We start from the raw sequence: 15651 nt of genomic DNA on the forward strand, positions 1-15651 counted from the left end.
ACGTTGGCGGCCGACGGTGATAAGGGCGGTGTGCCAGCGCGGGGCTACGACCGCCGGTGCGGTCTGTTCGTCGCCTGCGGGTCGAGCGGGCGCCAGTCGCTGCTCCCGCCCCGGAAGTCGCTCTCGCGCAGTTCCACGTCGTCGTCCCGCCGCCGGACCTCGACGGTGCACTCGCAGAAGTGCTCGACGACCTCGACACTCACGTCGCCGTCGAGTGAGCTGTCGATGTAGAACACGCCGAGGTCGCCCGTCGCGATGATGCGCCCGGTCAGCATGTGGATAAATCGCGAGACAGTCCGGAGGTCGGAGTGAGCGAGCATGGCGGAGACGGAGAACAGACCGACTCGAATCCGGTCGAACCCTTTCGCACGGAGCGTCTCGTAGAGGGTGGCGACGGCCATCTCGATGGCCATGACGTCGCCGGGACCCTCGATGTGGTCGTGGTGGTCGAACCGGTGGTCCTCGTCGGCGATGCCCGAGCAATCGACGACCCCGACCCGCTCGGGGTCGACGCCGTCGCTCACCTCCCTCGCCCGGTCCAGCAGGTGTCGCCCGCTCACGTCCGCCGACAGCAGGAGCCGCCCCTCGTTCCGGTAGGGCTCGGGCTGTGTCAGCCGGAGCGCCACCTCCCGGGCACCCGAGTCCGCGGGCCCTTTGACGAGGATGTTGGTGCCGGGTTCGACGCCGTCCGGGAACAGTGGTGCCGGGAACCCGAACCGAACGCCGCGCGCTCCCGCGGTCACGGCGACTCCCCCTCCTCGACCCCTCGCTCGGCTCCCGTCCGCGGCTCGCGGGCGACCTCCAGCCAGTCCGTCACCTCGTCCGCGAGCAGGGAGAGGTAGGCGCGGTCGGCCTCGCTGAACACCCGCGGCTCGTCGTCGTAGACACAGAGCGTCCCGACGGGATGGCCCTCCCGCGTGGTGAGCGACGCCCCCGCGTAGAAGCGGATGGCCGTATCGTCGGTGACGTCGGGAAAACGCGGGTCGGCCGCGACGTCCTCGATTACGGAGACGCCGTCGTCGAGAATCGTGTAGGTACACGCCGAGTCCTCTCGGGGGGTCGGTTCGAACTCGCCGCCGGCACTGGCCAGGAACTCCTGGGTCCGTTCGGTGATGATGTTCACCGAACTCTGTGGCACCGCGAAGTGTTCGGTGGCCAGTTCGGTTACTCGCTGTACGGCCCGCCCCAGCAGCTCGTCGTCGAGGTCGATGGTCGCCAGCGCGGCGAGGCGCGCCCGCTCGTCGGGCGGGAGCGGATACGAGGTCTGGCTCCGGTTGGCCGCGGTGTGTTTGACGAGCTGTACGACGCGGGCACCGACTTCGGGGACGCTCTTGGGGACGAACTCGGCGACGGGTCCGCCAGGGGACTCCTCGGCGATACGGACGGGCGAGTCGTCCGTCACGAGAATCGCACCGGTGTCGGGGGCGACCTCCCGGAGCGTGGTGACCAGCTCTACCCCGGTCCCGTCGGGGAGGTCGTACTCCGTCACCACGCAGTCGACGACCCGCTCGCCGAGTGTGGCCACCGCGTCAGCGATCGAAGTTTCGCGGTAGACCTCGATAGCGGGGTCGGCGACCAGTTCTCGCAGCGGTGACGTCCCCGCGGTCGCGTCCGGGTCGACGTAGAGGACTTGGATGTCCCCCATGGGGTCAGGGCTCCCGACGCGGCCGGTCTCCGGCTATCAGTTCCCCTGTCGCTCGTTCAGGGCGCATACACGGCTTTCTCGTCCGACGGGTAAAAGTTGAACGTGTGACATTATCATCCGCGCCGAGCCCATGCCGAGCCAGTAAAGTAGCTCCCCAGTCGTACCTACAGCCGTGTCACAGCAGGTTGGGAAGGTGGAGACACTGTTTCTCCACGAACACGGCGAGGACGTTCGCGTCGTCGCCCAGCGCGACGGGTCGCGACTCTTTCGCGGGGTTCTCGAACTGAAAGAGACCGACGCGGGGCCCCGGCCCCGCCGGCTCCGCATCGAGGACGGCTCCGGCGAGCAGCTGCGCTCGCCCGACCAGTTCGTCGAGCTGGCCCGCCGCGCGAGCCGCATCCGCATCTCCCAGCAGACCGGCCCCGTCGCCCGCGAGCGCATCACGGAGATGCTCGACGGCTATCAGCTCGACGCGAAGGTCGTCCGGACCTGTCGCTTCTGCGCGTCGGCGGGGCGGTACTCGCCTATCACGAGCGAGACAGCCATCGCGGCCGACGGGGAGTCTATCTGCCCCGACTGCGCGAGCGAGGAGCTCGACCGCCAGCTCGCCTTCGACGGCTCGATCACCGGCGACGCCCGGAAACGCCTCGAAGAGCTCCTGCTGGAGGTCCAGGACCTGGACCGCATCACCAACCTCCTGTCGGGGCAGCTCGACCCCGACCTGACGAAGTTCGACGAGATCTCGGCCACGACCGAGGACGTCGACCCCGTCCGCGTGGACTCGCTGGGGCTCCACCCCGGCGTTCAGGACCGGCTGGAATCGCGCTTCGATACGCTCCTGCCGGTCCAGAGTCTCGCCGTCGAACACGGCGCGACCGATGGCGAGGACCAGCTCGTGGTGTCGGCCACGGCGACGGGCAAGACTCTGGTCGGCGAGATGGCCGGGCTGGACAGGGTGTTGAACGGCGAGGGCAAGATGCTCTTTCTGGTGCCCCTCGTCGCCCTGGCGAACCAGAAGTACGACGACTTCCAGGACCGCTACGGCGACATGGTCGACGTTTCCTTGCGTGTGGGGGCGAGCCGTATCGCCGACGAGGGCGGTCGGTTCGACCCGGAGGCCGACATCATCGTCGGCACCTACGAGGGTATCGACCACGCGCTGCGGACCGGCAAAGACCTCGGCAATATCGGAACGGTCGTCATCGACGAGGTCCACACGCTGGGCGAGGACGAACGAGGCCACCGACTCGACGGCCTGATTTCGCGGCTCAAGTACTACTGTGAACGCGGGATGACGGAGTCGTCCCGGAACGAGCGAGCGGGCGAGGCGAGACGTGAAACGTCTCGGACCAAAGCGGAGAGTGAAACGAACCGCGGAGGAAACGCCCGCGAGTACGGCGACACCCAGTGGATTTACCTCTCGGCGACGGTCGGCAACCCCGGCCAGCTGGCGAAGAAGCTCCGGGCGACGCTCATCGAGTTCGAGGAGCGCCCGGTCCCCATCGAACGCCACGTCACCTTCGCCGACGGCCGCGAGAAGATAGAGACGGAAAAGAAGCTCGTCAAGCGGGCCTTCGACACGAAATCCAGCAAGGGGTACCGGGGCCAGACCATCATCTTCACCAACTCTCGGCGGCGCTGTCACCAGATATCCCGGAAGCTGAACTACTCTTCGGCCCCGTATCACGCCGGACTGGACAACCGCAAGCGAAAGCGCGTCGAGAAGCAGTTCGCCGACCAGGAACTCGCCGCCGTCGTGACGACCGCGGCGCTCGCCGCCGGGGTTGACTTCCCCGCCTCGCAGGTCATCTTCGACTCGCTGGCGATGGGTATCGAGTGGCTCACCGTCCAGGAGTTCAGCCAGATGCTCGGCCGGGCGGGCCGGCCCGACTACCACGACAAGGGGACGGTCTACGTCCTCGTCGAGCCCGACTGCACGTACCACAACAGCATGGAGATGACCGAGGACGAGGTGGCGTTCAGGCTCCTCAAGGGGGAGATGGAGCCGGTAATCACCCGATACGACGAGGGCGCGGCCGTCGAGGAGACGCTGGCGAACGTCACCGTCGCCGGCAAGCAGGCGAAGCGGCTCAACGACCGGATGGTCGGCGAGGTGCCCACGAAACACGCTCTGGGGAAGCTCCTCGAATACGACTTTATCGACGGGCTCTCCCCGACGCCGCTGGGCCGGGCCGTCACTCGGCACTTCCTCGCGCCGGACGAGTCGTTCCAGTTGCTCGACGGCATCCGCAAGGGCGAGGACCCGTACGACATCGTCGCGGGGATGGAGCTGCGCGACGAACACTGAGAGATAGTCAGCGAACCGACATTCGGGCCGTACCTTCTTGTAGTCACACAGTCTTGCGGTGTGCATGGGGCTGTTCGACAGTATCCGGCGTGTCGTCGGCGGCGGCGAGTCCGGGACCACGTCGTCGGCTGACGACGAGTCGGGCGCCGCGGACTCGACCGGCGACGGGACACAGTCCGGACTGGTCGAGACGCGCGACTTAGACGCCGCGGCGCTCCGCGAGCGGGCCGCCGCCGTCGCCGGCGAGGTCGACCAACTGGACTTCTCGCTCGACTCGCTGGAACAGTTCGACGACGCTATCGACGCGGGATACGACGAGGAACTCGCCACCTCCGACGCGCCGGCAACCTACGCGACCGACGCCGTCCGCTTTGGCTGCTATCTCGGCGAGGTGCTGATACGGGTCTACGACGGCGAGTGGACGCGTGACCCGGACTGGGGTGTCACTATCACCGGTGCCGACGGGAGCACTACCGTCGCCGTCTTCGACGTGGCGGAGCGCTCGATAACCACGGGGTCGGTGTTCGCCGCCGTCGCGGACCGCGCCGCGGTCGAGGTCGGACTCGACGGCGACCCGGTCGAGTCGGAGACCGCGCCGACCGACAGCTCGGCCCCGGGTTCGGACGACGCCGGGTCGACCGACGGCGCCGACCCGACGGCGGACACGGACGAAGCGTCGGCCGAGGACGAGACGACTGACGACGCGGTGGCCGAGGAACCGACGGACGAAGCGTCGGCCGAGGAACCGATGGAGGACACATCGACTGACGAACCTGCGGCCGACGAGACATCGACTGACGACGGGACGACGGGCGACTGGGGCCCGAGCGACTGGGGGACGAGCGACGACACTCAGGACCCGGGCGAAGCCGACCGAGAGGCCGTCGACCCAGCGGCCGAGGAGCCGGAAGCCGACCCACTCATCGACGAGGCCGAGCCCGACATCGCCTCGGAGCCGCCGGTCGACGGGGCCGAGGCGACCGACCAGCCGTCGACGGAACCACGACCGACCGACCAGCCGTCGGAGGCGCTGTTCGAGGACGGGTCGAGCGAACCGGCGGCGCCTGAGACCGGGGAGCCGACCCAGGCCTCGGCGACGCCGGCCCCTTCCGAGTCGCTGTTCGACGACGGCGAGTCGACCGGGACGCCGCCAGCGGCCGAGGCCGACTCGCCGACTGGCCCGCCGGCCGGCGAGCCCAGCGAGCCGGACTCGACGACCTTCGACGAACCGCGCGCGACCTACGCCGCGGAGGCCGACGAGCTCGTCTCCTTCTGGACCGAGTACAGCCTCGACTACACGCCCGACTCGCTCCAGCGGCTGGACGCGCTCGTCAGCGCCGAGTGGGACGACGACCGGTTCGACGCGGCCACCTTCGGCAGCGAGGACACCTTCGACGACCGCGTGTTCACCAGCGTCTCGACCGAGCTCGGGGGCTACTTCGGCGAAGTGCTCGTCCGCGAACTCGACGCCGAGTGGAGCGACGAGACGGCGACCGACGCCGTCGTCGTCGAGGGCGCCGACGGCCCGCTGGCGATTCCGGTGTTCAAGGTCGCCGGCACCTCGATACGGCAACAGCCGGTGTTCGCCCGGAGCTACGACTCGCTGCTCTCTGATCTGGAGTCGGACGTCTAGACGACGCCAATCCCCACGCTTTTCGTTCCCCCTGTCTACGAGGGTACTGTGTCGCTGCCACCGATTACGCCCGCGATGGCGTTCGTCTTCGCGCTGATACTCGTTGCCCTCCTGTTCTTTGCGACCGAACTGGTCCCGGTCGACGTGACCGCTATCGCGGTGATGGTGGCCCTGCTCGCCGTCGAACCTGTGACGCTGACGCTCGCCGATGTCGGCCTGTTGGAGGGTCCGCTGTACGTCCTCCACCAGCCCGGTGACGACATCTCCCCGCTCACACAGGGGCTCTCGGGCTTCGCCTCGACGGCGACTATCACCGTGCTGGCGATGTTCATTCTCTCCGACGGCGTCCAGCGGACGGGCATCGTCCAGCTGCTCGGCGCGAGGCTCTCCTCGCTGACCGGCGACAGCGAGACGAAGCAACTCGGTGCGACGGTCGGACTGGTCGGTCCCATCTCCGGTTTCATCAACAACACCGCCGCCGTCGCCATCCTCCTGCCGATGGTGACAGATATCGCACACGAAGGCAACATCTCGCCGTCGAAGCTCCTGCTCCCGCTCTCCTACGCGTCGATGTTCGGCGGCATGCTCACGCTCATCGGCACCTCGACGAACATCCTCGCCTCGCAGCTGTCGGCCGAACTGCTGGGGCGGCCGTTCGGCATGTTCGAGTTCACGCAGCTGGGTATCGTCGTCACCATCGTCGGCACCGTCTACCTGCTGACGGTCGGTCGCTGGCTCGTCCCCGGCCGCATCCAGCCCCGCGAGGACCTCACCGACGAGTTCGAGATGGGCGAGTACCTCACCGAGGTGGTCGTCCGCGAGGACTCCCCCATCGTCGGCCAGACCGTCCAGGAGGCCCTGTCCGGGACCGACCTCGACGTCGACGTCGTCCAGCTCGTCAGGGACAGACGAACCTTCCTCGAACCGCTCGGCCCGAAGGTCGTCCGCGTCGGCGACGTCTTCGCCATCCGGACTGACCGGGACACGCTCGTCGAGCTGCTCGACCTCGACGGGCTGGACGTCGTTCCCGACGCCGTCGACGACGCGGAGCTCGAACGCGCCAGCGACCAGCAGAACCTCATCGAACTCGTGGTCGCGCCGGGCTCGTCGCTCGTCGGCGAGACGCTCGCCTCCGCGAACTTCCGCCAGCGCTACGACGCGACCGTGCTGGCCCTGCGGCGCGGGCGCGACCTCGTCCGCCAGCGGATGGATCGGGTTCGACTGAAGGTCGGCGACACCCTGCTCGTGCAGGCCACCGTCGACAGCATCGACCGCCTCGACGTCAACCGCGATTTCATCGTCGCCCAGGAGGTCGAACGCCCCGACTACCGCAAGTCGAAGATTCCCGTCGCCGTCGGCATCGTCGCGAGCGTCGTCGGCGTCGCCGCGCTCACGCAGGTCCACATCGTCGTCTCGGCGCTGGCCGGCTCGCTGGCGATGCTCTTCACCGGCTGTCTCCGACCCAGCGAGCTCTACGACGCCGTCCAGTGGGACGTCATCTTCCTCCTCGCCGGCGTCATCCCGCTGGGCATCGCCCTCCAGGAGACCGGCGGCGCGGACCTCATCGCCGACCTGTTCGTCCTCGCCGCGCCCGGCCTGCCCGCTATCCTCGTGTTGGGCCTGATGTACGTCGTCACCGCCGTGCTCACGAACATCATCTCGAACAACGCCTCCGTCGTGCTGATGATTCCCGTCGCCGTGGAGGCGGCGGGACAGCTGAACGCCAACGCCTTCGCGTTCGTGCTGGCAGTGACCTTCGCCGCCTCGACGGCCTTCATGACGCCCGTCGGCTACCAGACCAATCTCCTGGTGTACGGGCCCGGCGGCTACCGCTTTACCGACTACCTGAAAGTCGGCGCGCCCCTGCAGGCCGTGTTCGCCGTCGTGACGACGCTCGGTATCGCCTTCTTCTGGGGCCTTGCCCCGGCGTGACACGGCGGGCCGAGCAACGAAACCCTTTACTCGGAGACGGCCACACTGTGAGATACGGGATCGTGGGGTAGCTTGGTAACCTTCGGGCCTTGGGTGCCCGTGCCCCTAGTTCAAATCTGGGCGATCCCACTTTTCACGGCTGGCGCGACCGACCACCTCTCGATGCTCCTTCGAGCGACGGCGAACGGCAGTGCCCGCTGTCTCTCACAGCGTTCGTTCCATCTCACCGAAATTTTTAATCCTGTAGCTTGATTAAAAATTCCACATGTCGAGGACCTCGCAGTCTGGCACGGGCAGCGAGTCTGCAACCATCAGTGTGACCGGACTGACGAAGGAGTTCTCCAGTAGCGATGGTACCGTGACGGCTGTGAACGACGTCTCGTTTCGGATAGACCGCGGGGAGATAGTCGGGGTTCTGGGACCCAACGGGGCAGGAAAGACGACGACGATCAAGTCGATACTGGGGCTGCTAGAGCCGACCACGGGGAGTATCGAGGTCAACGGAATCGACGTGGCAGAGAGCTCCCGGGAGATCTACAACGAGGTCGGCGGCCTCCTCGAAGGGGCACGGAACCTCTACTGGCGTCTCACTGTCCGGGAGAACCTCCGGTATTTCACCGGACTGCAGGGAATCCGCCCCGACGGTGCGACCGACCGTCACGACCGGCTGCTGTCGCTCGTCAACTTGGAGGAGAAAGCCGACGAACGGGTCAGAAACCTCTCCAGGGGGATGAAGCAGAAAGCCTGTCTGGCCTGTGTGCTCGCCCGCTCTACCCCTATCGTCTTCCTCGACGAACCGACCCTCGGACTCGACATCGAAGCCAGCCGGGACCTCCGGTCGGAGCTTCGCCGACTCGCCACGGAGGAGAACCGGACCATCGTCATCTCGAGTCACGATATGGACGTCGTTCAGGACATCTGTGACCGGGTACTCGTCTTCCAGGACGGCGAGATAATCGTCGACGACCACGTCGAGACGCTACTCGACGAACTCGACATCAGGCGGTACCGCGTCGTCCTCAAGGAGCCGGTCCCCACCGGTGAGTCGCTCGACGGTTACGACCTGGAGTGGTCCGCCGACAGGATGGCCTTCGAGGTGATTCTGCGAAACGAGACGGACGTCTACGAGTTCGTCGAGACGCTCAGGCGCTCAGAGATGCGACTGAAGAAGCTCCGGGCGGTCGAAGGGACCCTCGAGACGGTCTTCCTGTCCGCGCTCGAATTGGAAGACGACGGCCCAGCGCCGGACGGACTGGTCGCAGGTGCTCGAAATGAACGCGACTGAGTCAGCCTCGGGTCGGGCCGACCGCAGTCTGGTGGCACTCTGGCGGGTCGTCTTCGAGAAGGAGTACATCATCCTCCGCCGGTACTGGTTCGACACGCTCGCCGCTATCGGGGTGAACTACACCATATTCGTGCTCCTGTTTCTCGGTGTGCGGACAGTGGTACCGGCCATCATCGACGGGAACCTGACCGCGATAATCATCGGATACTTCGTCTGGTCGATGTCGTGGGGCTCGTTTCAGTCCTCGGCTAGGACCCTGAAACGGGAGGCCGAGTGGGGGACGCTAGAGCAGACGACGATGAGTCCCTTCGGCCTGTTCGCAGTGCTCACTGCCCGGATAGCCGCGAAACTGCTGTTCACACTGTCGAGGGGCGTCCTGATTCTCGCGTTGTTACTGGTCACGACCCAGCACTGGATATCCCTCGACCCGGTCAGTCTGCCACCGCTCGTCCTCGTGACGATGGTGTCCGCGACGGGACTCGGGTACGCTTTCGGCGGGTTGGCGCTCGTGTACAAACGTGTCAGTAGCGTCTTCATCATCGTTCAGTTCCTCCTCATCGGCGCCGTCGGGGCGCCGTCGTCGCCACTGGCGAAGCTTCTCCCGTTGGCCTGGGGGACGGATCTGCTCGTCCTGGTGGTCACCGAGGGGACGCCAATCTGGCAACTCCCGCCCACCGACCTCCTCGGCGTGACCGCAGTCTCGGCGGGCTACCTGCTGTTTGGCTATCTCGCTTTCCGCTACGCGATAGCCGTGAGCAAACGGCGGGGTATCCTGGGCGATTACTGACGAGTCGTACCGTCGCTGTGACGGGCCCCGCGGCGATACGGGCACTCCGTACCGCAGCCAACTCGATAGCGCAGGCCAATTAAAACCGGTTCAAAAACACATAATTCAATCTCTTTAATGACAGGATTAATAACACTCTGTTTCAAATATCAGAACGCCTGCCACTTCGGCGGGCGATGGAGACCGAACCAATGCAAATCGAGATCGCGACCACCGACGACGATGCATCGGCACCAGTTTCGGCAGGATACTGCTGTTGCTGCACCGAAGAGTGCGAGGACCTGTGGTACTGTGAGCCGGACGACGACCTGACCTGATTGCTCCCAGTCCTATCGGCCTCGAACAGCCGACGACAGCACCGGTAAGGGCGTCCCTGCGGGTGCTGTTGTCGCGTTTCGGTGTCTGTGGTACCGAACAACAGTTTCGGGGGAGACTGACGGCGTTCGGACGCGACCGAATGGGCCGTACGGCAGTGGACCCGCCGCTAGTTCCCCCATGTCACCGCAAAGAGATGAACGTGAACGTCGACACCCTTCGAGAACTACAGAGTCAGACCTACAACCCCCGCTCGGTCGAGCCAGCGGCCACGCCGTACGAAACGTACCGGACGAAAGAGTTCGGCGGACAGCACCTCTCTGAATGCTACCACGAGAACACCAAGAACGTCGCCCACGACAGGTTCCGGCTGGACAGGTCGATTACCTACTTCCTGACCGACGACAGCGTCGCCTTCGCCGTCTCGAACATCGATCCGGAGTACGACGGGCGGCCGCTCGTCGACCTCCCGCCGCCGTCGAGCCTCGACTGCTCGCTGTCGGACGCGCTGGGGGCCAGACGCAGCGTCCAGCAGTACGACGGAACCGGACTCTCGCCGAGCACGCTGTCTACGCTACTGGGCCACAGCTTCGGTACGACCGGCACCAGCGTGATGGGACGAGACGCCGACGGCGACCCGGTCGAGAAGCCGGTCCGGGCCTATCCCTCGGCCGGTGGCCTCTACCCGGTCGAACAGTACGTCGCCGTCGTCAACGGCAGGGATGGTCTCGACCCCGGCTGGTACCACTACACTCCCGGGCGACACGGGCTGCGGCGGCTCGGGGTGGACGACGGGCCTGTCGCCGACCGACTCGACGAGCTGTTCATCACGGCCGACTCGATGGACCTGCAGTCGGCTGGGGCGGTCGTGTTCCTGACCGCGGCCTTCTGGCGCTCCCGGGCCAAATACGGTGAGAGGGGGTACCGACACGTCCTCATGGAGGCTGGCTACGCCGGACAGAACCTCCTGCTCGCGGCGACCGGGCTGGGACTGGGCGCCGTCCACGTCGACGGTTTCGTCGACCGGGCGGTCGAACAGACGCTCGGTGTCGACGGCGTCGACGAGAGCGTCCTCTCGTCTATCGTGATCGGGTCTCCCCGGGTGGCAGACCGATGAGCGAGACCCCGGTCGGACAGCTCGCCGAGGACCTCGCGTATCCGGCGTTCAACCCTGCGTTCGTTCCGATCGAGGTGGACCGGAACACGATAGAGATCTGTATCGGTCCCTGGACGGGCCCGAGTTACACGGTTCACGACGCGGACGGCGACGGCGTAATCGCCGACATACTCGACGGTATCGACGGGGAGACGCACGTAGAGACCCTCCTCGAACCGGTCGAGGAGGCGGACCACGAGGAAGTCACACAGTTCCTCCGGACGCTCGCCGACGAGGCCGTCGTTTACGACGCGGCCGACCGGGACCCCGGAGCGTGGGCGCATCTCCGACTCCGCGACCAGTTCGACCAGTCGGAGCGACAGCGCCTCGAATCTCGCCGCGTTCTCCTCGTCGGAACTGGCGCGATGCAGCGCCAGATAGCCACGGACCTGTCGTCGCTCGGTCTCTCCGAGGTCGGCCTCGTAAATCCGACCGCCGACGCGGCGGTGGACGGTGACGCCGGCGACGGCGTCGTGGAATTCGACGCGGCGTCTCTGGACGAGGCGGTGGCCGCGGCGGATTTCGTCGTCCACACGGCGTCTCGGCCCGACCCGAATTTCGTCTCCAGCGTCGACGAGGCGACACAGGAACACGGCACTCCCTGGAGTTCGGTGCGGGTCCACGGGTTCGACGGGTTCGTCGGACCGACGATATTCCCCGGTGAGACGGCCTGTTTCGACTGCTTCACGGAGCGGACGATGGCCAACGTCTCCGACCCCTCCCGGTACCGGTCCTTCCGCCAGCACTTCGCCGAGCGCCCCGAGGCGACACAGCTCCGGTTGCCCGGACTGGAACGGATGCTCGCCGGCTATCTCGTGATGGACTTGGTCAATCTCCTGGCCTTCGGAACCGGCTTCACCGCGGGGCGCGTGTTCGTGGTGGACGGGACCAGACTCTCCGTCGAGTGCAACGACGTACTGAAACTCCCGCGCTGTGACACCTGCGGGCCGGAGACGGACGCGGTGAGCCGGTTCGGGGGCGTCTCGGATATCGAAGCCGCGGCAGCGCGGTTCGACGGCGGTGACGGATGAACATCGAGACGACGGACGCGGACTGTCCACCCGGGTTGCACCGCCTCGTCGGCGCGAAGAGCGGACTGGTTTCGGAGGTCATCTACCACCTCTCGGAACGGGCCTCGCCGGACGTGTGCCAGACGACGCCGTCCCTCTGTGACCTCGGCTACACGTTCCGGACTGACCGGTCCGTCGAGCTACAGATAACCGGGAAGGGGACCGACTTCCAGCGCTCGCTCGTGTCGTGTCTCGGTGAGTTCGCCGAGCGTTACGCGATGTCCTGGCCGGACCCGGAGTCGATGCGGCGGGCGAGTCACGCGGCGCTCGACGCGTCAGAACGGGTCGTCGATTTCGACTCCCTGAACCCGTTCCGGTCCCTGTCGGACGACGGCCTGACCAGAGAGACGGAACTCCTGTGGAGCGCGGGGACCGACCTGCATACCGGCGAGACGGTCCACGTGCCCGCGGAACTCGTCTGGAACGACCTCCGCGTCATGGAGGACGAGCCCAGTCGGCTGTTCAGCACGTCGAACGGGCTGGCGGCCGGCCCGACCCTGCAGGCCGCCGTCCTGTGGGCGCTGTACGAGCTAATCGAACGAGACGGTCTCATGCGGACCTGGTGGCACCACAGGACACCACAACGCGTCGAGACAGCCCAGATACCGGCCCTGGAGGAGACTCTCTCCCGAATCAACCCGGACACCGACCTGTCGATACACCTCCTCGATATCAGGTCGCGGGTGGACGTGCCAACGTACTGCGGCGCGCTGGTCAGCGAACGGGAGGCGTACCCGAAGTTTTTGCTCGCCGGCAGTGCCCATCTGGACGCCCGCGCCGCGTTACGGGAGGCCGCTGTGGAGGTCTGTCAGGGGTGGTCGTACGCACACAGCCTGGCGCTCGACACCGACCCGGACTCGCTCGAACACGGCGACACCGGGTTCGCCTTCGGCGAGAACGTCTGCTACTACGGCTCGCCGTCGAACTTCGACGAGGTCTCGTTTCTGTTCGGCGGCGGCACCGTCCGCCCCGACCCCGAATCGGGGCCGCCTGTCGACGAGTGGTCGGTCGAAAAGCGCCTCCAGCAGACGCTCGCCCTGCTTGACGAGGCCGACTGTACCCCCATCGCTGTCGACGTCACCAGCGACGACATCCGCCGGGGTGGCATCGATGTCGCCCGCGTCGTCGTCCCGGAACTGGTCGGGCTCACCCCGCCCAGTCACCCGCCGACCGAGCACCCCGACCTCTCGGCGGCCGACCTCGTCGAGAAACCGCACCCGTTCCCCTGAGCCTGCGCGGGCGGCTCACTCCGGTGCCGCCAACGCGTTGTACACCGGCCCCCGGCCGGTGACGAAGAGGCCGAAAGCCAGATTGTACCCGAAGTGGACGAGCATCGGTACGACAACCGACCCGGCGAGCAGATACGAGACACAGAGCGCCCCACCGAAGAGGGTCTTGAAGACGACCTCCTTCCGGCCGAGATACTGGTGGTACAGCCCGAACGCGACCGCCGAGACGAGCGTGTATCCGACGGGACCGACGAGATCCATCAGCGGTGCGAGCCCCGCTCGGAACAGCAGCTCCTCGGGAAACGCCAGCAGGAGTCCCGGGGCGACACCGAGGAGGCTCCGATGACCGGCCCGTATCGGCTCGCCCGTGTACTGTTGCCACGCGATAGTCGTCCCGTAGTACAGGACTGCTCCCACGGGCACTGCGACCAGATAGAGGGGCTCGAACACGGGGACCGCGGGCCTGACGGTAGCGAGGTAGACGCCGACGACCACCACGGGGAAGGGCACGTAGAGCCAGACGAAATCCGTAGCGGTCAGCGTCCGTGACGGCGTCAGGAGGTGCTGGGCGAGTCGTGTAACGCCTGCCATGTACCCCAGCAGCAGTACGGGCAGGGTCAGAATTGCGAGCGGCCAGAGCAGCTCCGTCATCGGGTGTCCCATCCTCGTGCGGTCACCCCCACCGGTCGTCGGCACGCCGGGCAGTCATCCTCTCGACTCCATGCCCCTGTCTATCCGAAAGAGCCCGTCGGGGTCCCAGCGGTCCTTGATTTCCCGCAACCGGGCCCCGTGTCCGCCGAACGCGTCCCCGACTCTGCCGCCGTCGTCCCTGTCGAGATAGTTCAGGTAGACGCCGTCTGTGGCGTGGGGCTCCATGGCGTCGTGGAACGCCCGGGTCCACTCGACGTGCTGTTGCTCGAGGGCCGGCTCCGTCCAGCCCGTCCAGACGCTGAACGAGTAGCCCGCGTCCCGGTGGGCGAAGGCCGTCTCGTCGTCGTCGACACGACTGATGGCACCGCCCATCGGTTCGAGTGTGACTCGGGAGAACTCCGGAGGGGGCGACTCCGTGCACGACGCGATCGTGTCGATGGCATCGTCGGTGAGCTCGTCGAGATACCGCGCCTTCGAGTACCAGTGGTAGTCGTCGGGGACGCTCTGCTCCTCGACGAGCCCGGTGTACGACCTCGGCCGAACCCCGTCGACGAGCGGGTCACCGAGTTCTCCGAGCGCTTCGAGTGCCTCGTCCGCCGCGTCCGTCGGGCCCGCGAAGCAGGTCAGCAGTGTGAACGCCTCCGTCCCTCGGACCGGCTCCGGGATGCGGGGATGGGGTGGCATCGACCTGACGCCGGCCATACACATGAGTTCGTCCGGTGCGTCGGCCATCACCGACCGGTAGGCACGGAGCATGGCCGCGGGTTCTCGGTACGCATAGAGGCGCTTCCCACCGACCACCTCGGGGCCGATATCGTGGAGCCGGAACTCGAACTCGGTCACCACTCCGAAGTTCCCGCCCCCGCCCCGCAGCGCCCAGAAGAGGTCGCTGTTCTCGTCCGCAGCCGCACGGACGATGCGACCGTCCGCCGTTACCACCGTCGCCCCGACGAGGTTGTCCACCGTGAGCCCGTGCTTGCGACCCAGCAGTCCCAGACCACCGCCCAGTGTCAGTCCAGCCACGCCGGTTCCCGGGTGCACCCCGCCAGCCGTGGTGAGCCCGGACCCAGCAGCGGCCTCGTAGAACTCGCCCCAGGTGGCTCCGGCCCCCACGGTCGCCCGACGGGCCTCGGCATCGATATCGACGCCGTCCAGCATCGACATATCGATGACGAGCCCGTCGTCGACGACCGCTGTCCCGGCGAGGTGGTGTCCCCCACCCTTCACCGAGAGGGGGATGTCACGTTCCCGGGCGAACGCCACCGCGGCCACGACGTCGGCCGGTCCGGAGCTGCGGACGACTGCTGCCGGATGCTTGTCGACCCGCTCGTTCCAGACGGTCCGGGCCGCTTCGTAGCCCTCGTCGCCCGGCTCGACGAGCTGTCCGTCGACCTCGGTTCTCAGCCTCCGTGTCGCGTCCGCCGATAGCTCTCTCGTACTCATAGCGCGGTGCTCCTGACCGGGACGCACATGGCCACACGTTTCTGTGAGAGATGCACTGTCGTACTACATATTGTGTCGCTTCAAACTATTATATTTATTGAAAATATCAGTGCAGTATACGGAACCGTGCCGGTCCCGGCTGGCGCTGACGGGACCACTCCCCGTGTCACGGTGGGCCTCCCGGTCGCAGTGAACAG

13 protein-coding genes and 1 tRNA gene are annotated in these 15651 nt (G+C 66.6%); 10 read left to right on the top strand and 4 right to left on the bottom strand.

The window, feature by feature from the left end; genetic code table 11:
* Positions 1-44 precede the first annotated feature (44 nt).
* Both NDI56_RS13110 and NDI56_RS13115 read right to left on the bottom strand, forming a co-directional pair.
* Positions 45-743: a DUF7504 family protein gene (locus tag NDI56_RS13110; protein WP_310919993.1), complete on the bottom strand. Its 699-nt coding sequence runs from the start codon at positions 741-743 to the stop codon at positions 45-47.
* Positions 740-1645 (bottom strand): GAF domain-containing protein, encoded by a 906-nt coding sequence (locus tag NDI56_RS13115; RefSeq protein ID WP_310919994.1) that lies wholly within the window; start codon positions 1643-1645, stop codon positions 740-742. The genes NDI56_RS13110 and NDI56_RS13115 overlap by 4 nt, the downstream gene beginning before the upstream one ends.
* 172 nt (positions 1646-1817) lie before the next feature.
* On the opposite strand from NDI56_RS13115, the gene NDI56_RS13120 reads away from it, so the two are divergent.
* From NDI56_RS13120 to NDI56_RS13165, 10 genes are all read left to right on the top strand, one after another.
* Complete coding sequence (locus tag NDI56_RS13120) at positions 1818-3953, top strand: DEAD/DEAH box helicase (RefSeq protein WP_310919995.1); 2136 nt, start codon at positions 1818-1820, stop codon at positions 3951-3953.
* A gap of 64 nt (positions 3954-4017) precedes the next feature.
* Positions 4018-5586, top strand: a complete 1569-nt coding sequence (locus NDI56_RS13125) for a hypothetical protein (protein WP_310919996.1) — start codon at positions 4018-4020, stop codon at positions 5584-5586.
* Between the two features lie 75 nt (positions 5587-5661).
* The gene (locus NDI56_RS13130; RefSeq protein WP_310920134.1) at positions 5662-7518 is read left to right on the top strand and encodes an SLC13 family permease; all 1857 of its coding nucleotides are present in this window, start codon (positions 5662-5664) and stop codon (positions 7516-7518) included.
* 56 nt (positions 7519-7574) lie between these two features.
* Positions 7575-7647 (top strand) — tRNA-Pro (locus NDI56_RS13135).
* A gap of 136 nt (positions 7648-7783) precedes the next feature.
* Positions 7784-8803: an ABC transporter ATP-binding protein gene (locus NDI56_RS13140; RefSeq protein WP_310919997.1), complete on the top strand. Its 1020-nt coding sequence runs from the start codon at positions 7784-7786 to the stop codon at positions 8801-8803.
* Positions 8790-9590: an ABC transporter permease gene (locus NDI56_RS13145; protein ID WP_310919998.1), complete on the top strand. Its 801-nt coding sequence runs from the start codon at positions 8790-8792 to the stop codon at positions 9588-9590. The genes NDI56_RS13140 and NDI56_RS13145 overlap by 14 nt, the downstream gene beginning before the upstream one ends.
* Positions 9591-9781: 191 nt before the next feature.
* Entirely contained in the window at positions 9782-9907 is a 126-nt protein-coding gene (locus tag NDI56_RS13150) for a hypothetical protein (protein WP_310919999.1), read from the top strand.
* A gap of 194 nt (positions 9908-10101) precedes the next feature.
* Complete coding sequence (locus NDI56_RS13155) at positions 10102-11022, top strand: SagB/ThcOx family dehydrogenase (RefSeq protein ID WP_310920000.1); 921 nt, start codon at positions 10102-10104, stop codon at positions 11020-11022.
* Positions 11019-12092: a TOMM precursor leader peptide-binding protein gene (locus NDI56_RS13160; protein WP_310920001.1), complete on the top strand. Its 1074-nt coding sequence runs from the start codon at positions 11019-11021 to the stop codon at positions 12090-12092. The genes NDI56_RS13155 and NDI56_RS13160 overlap by 4 nt, the downstream gene beginning before the upstream one ends.
* On the top strand, positions 12089-13360 hold the full coding sequence (locus NDI56_RS13165) for a YcaO-like family protein (RefSeq protein WP_310920002.1): 1272 nt from the start codon (positions 12089-12091) through the stop codon (positions 13358-13360). Before NDI56_RS13160 ends, NDI56_RS13165 begins: the two co-directional genes overlap by 4 nt.
* A gap of 15 nt (positions 13361-13375) precedes the next feature.
* Here NDI56_RS13165 and NDI56_RS13170 read toward each other — a convergent pair whose 3' ends face one another.
* Together NDI56_RS13170 and NDI56_RS13175 are read right to left on the bottom strand one after the other, a co-directional pair.
* Complete coding sequence (locus tag NDI56_RS13170; protein ID WP_310920003.1) at positions 13376-14011, bottom strand: CPBP family intramembrane glutamic endopeptidase; 636 nt, start codon at positions 14009-14011, stop codon at positions 13376-13378.
* A gap of 54 nt (positions 14012-14065) precedes the next feature.
* Complete coding sequence (locus NDI56_RS13175; RefSeq protein WP_310920004.1) at positions 14066-15454, bottom strand: FAD-binding oxidoreductase; 1389 nt, start codon at positions 15452-15454, stop codon at positions 14066-14068.
* Between the last annotated feature and the right edge of the window lie 197 nt (positions 15455-15651).

Origin of the sequence: Halomicroarcula saliterrae (genome assembly GCF_031624395.1) — an archaeon.
Lineage (GTDB): Archaea > Halobacteriota > Halobacteria > Halobacteriales > Haloarculaceae > Haloarcula > Haloarcula saliterrae.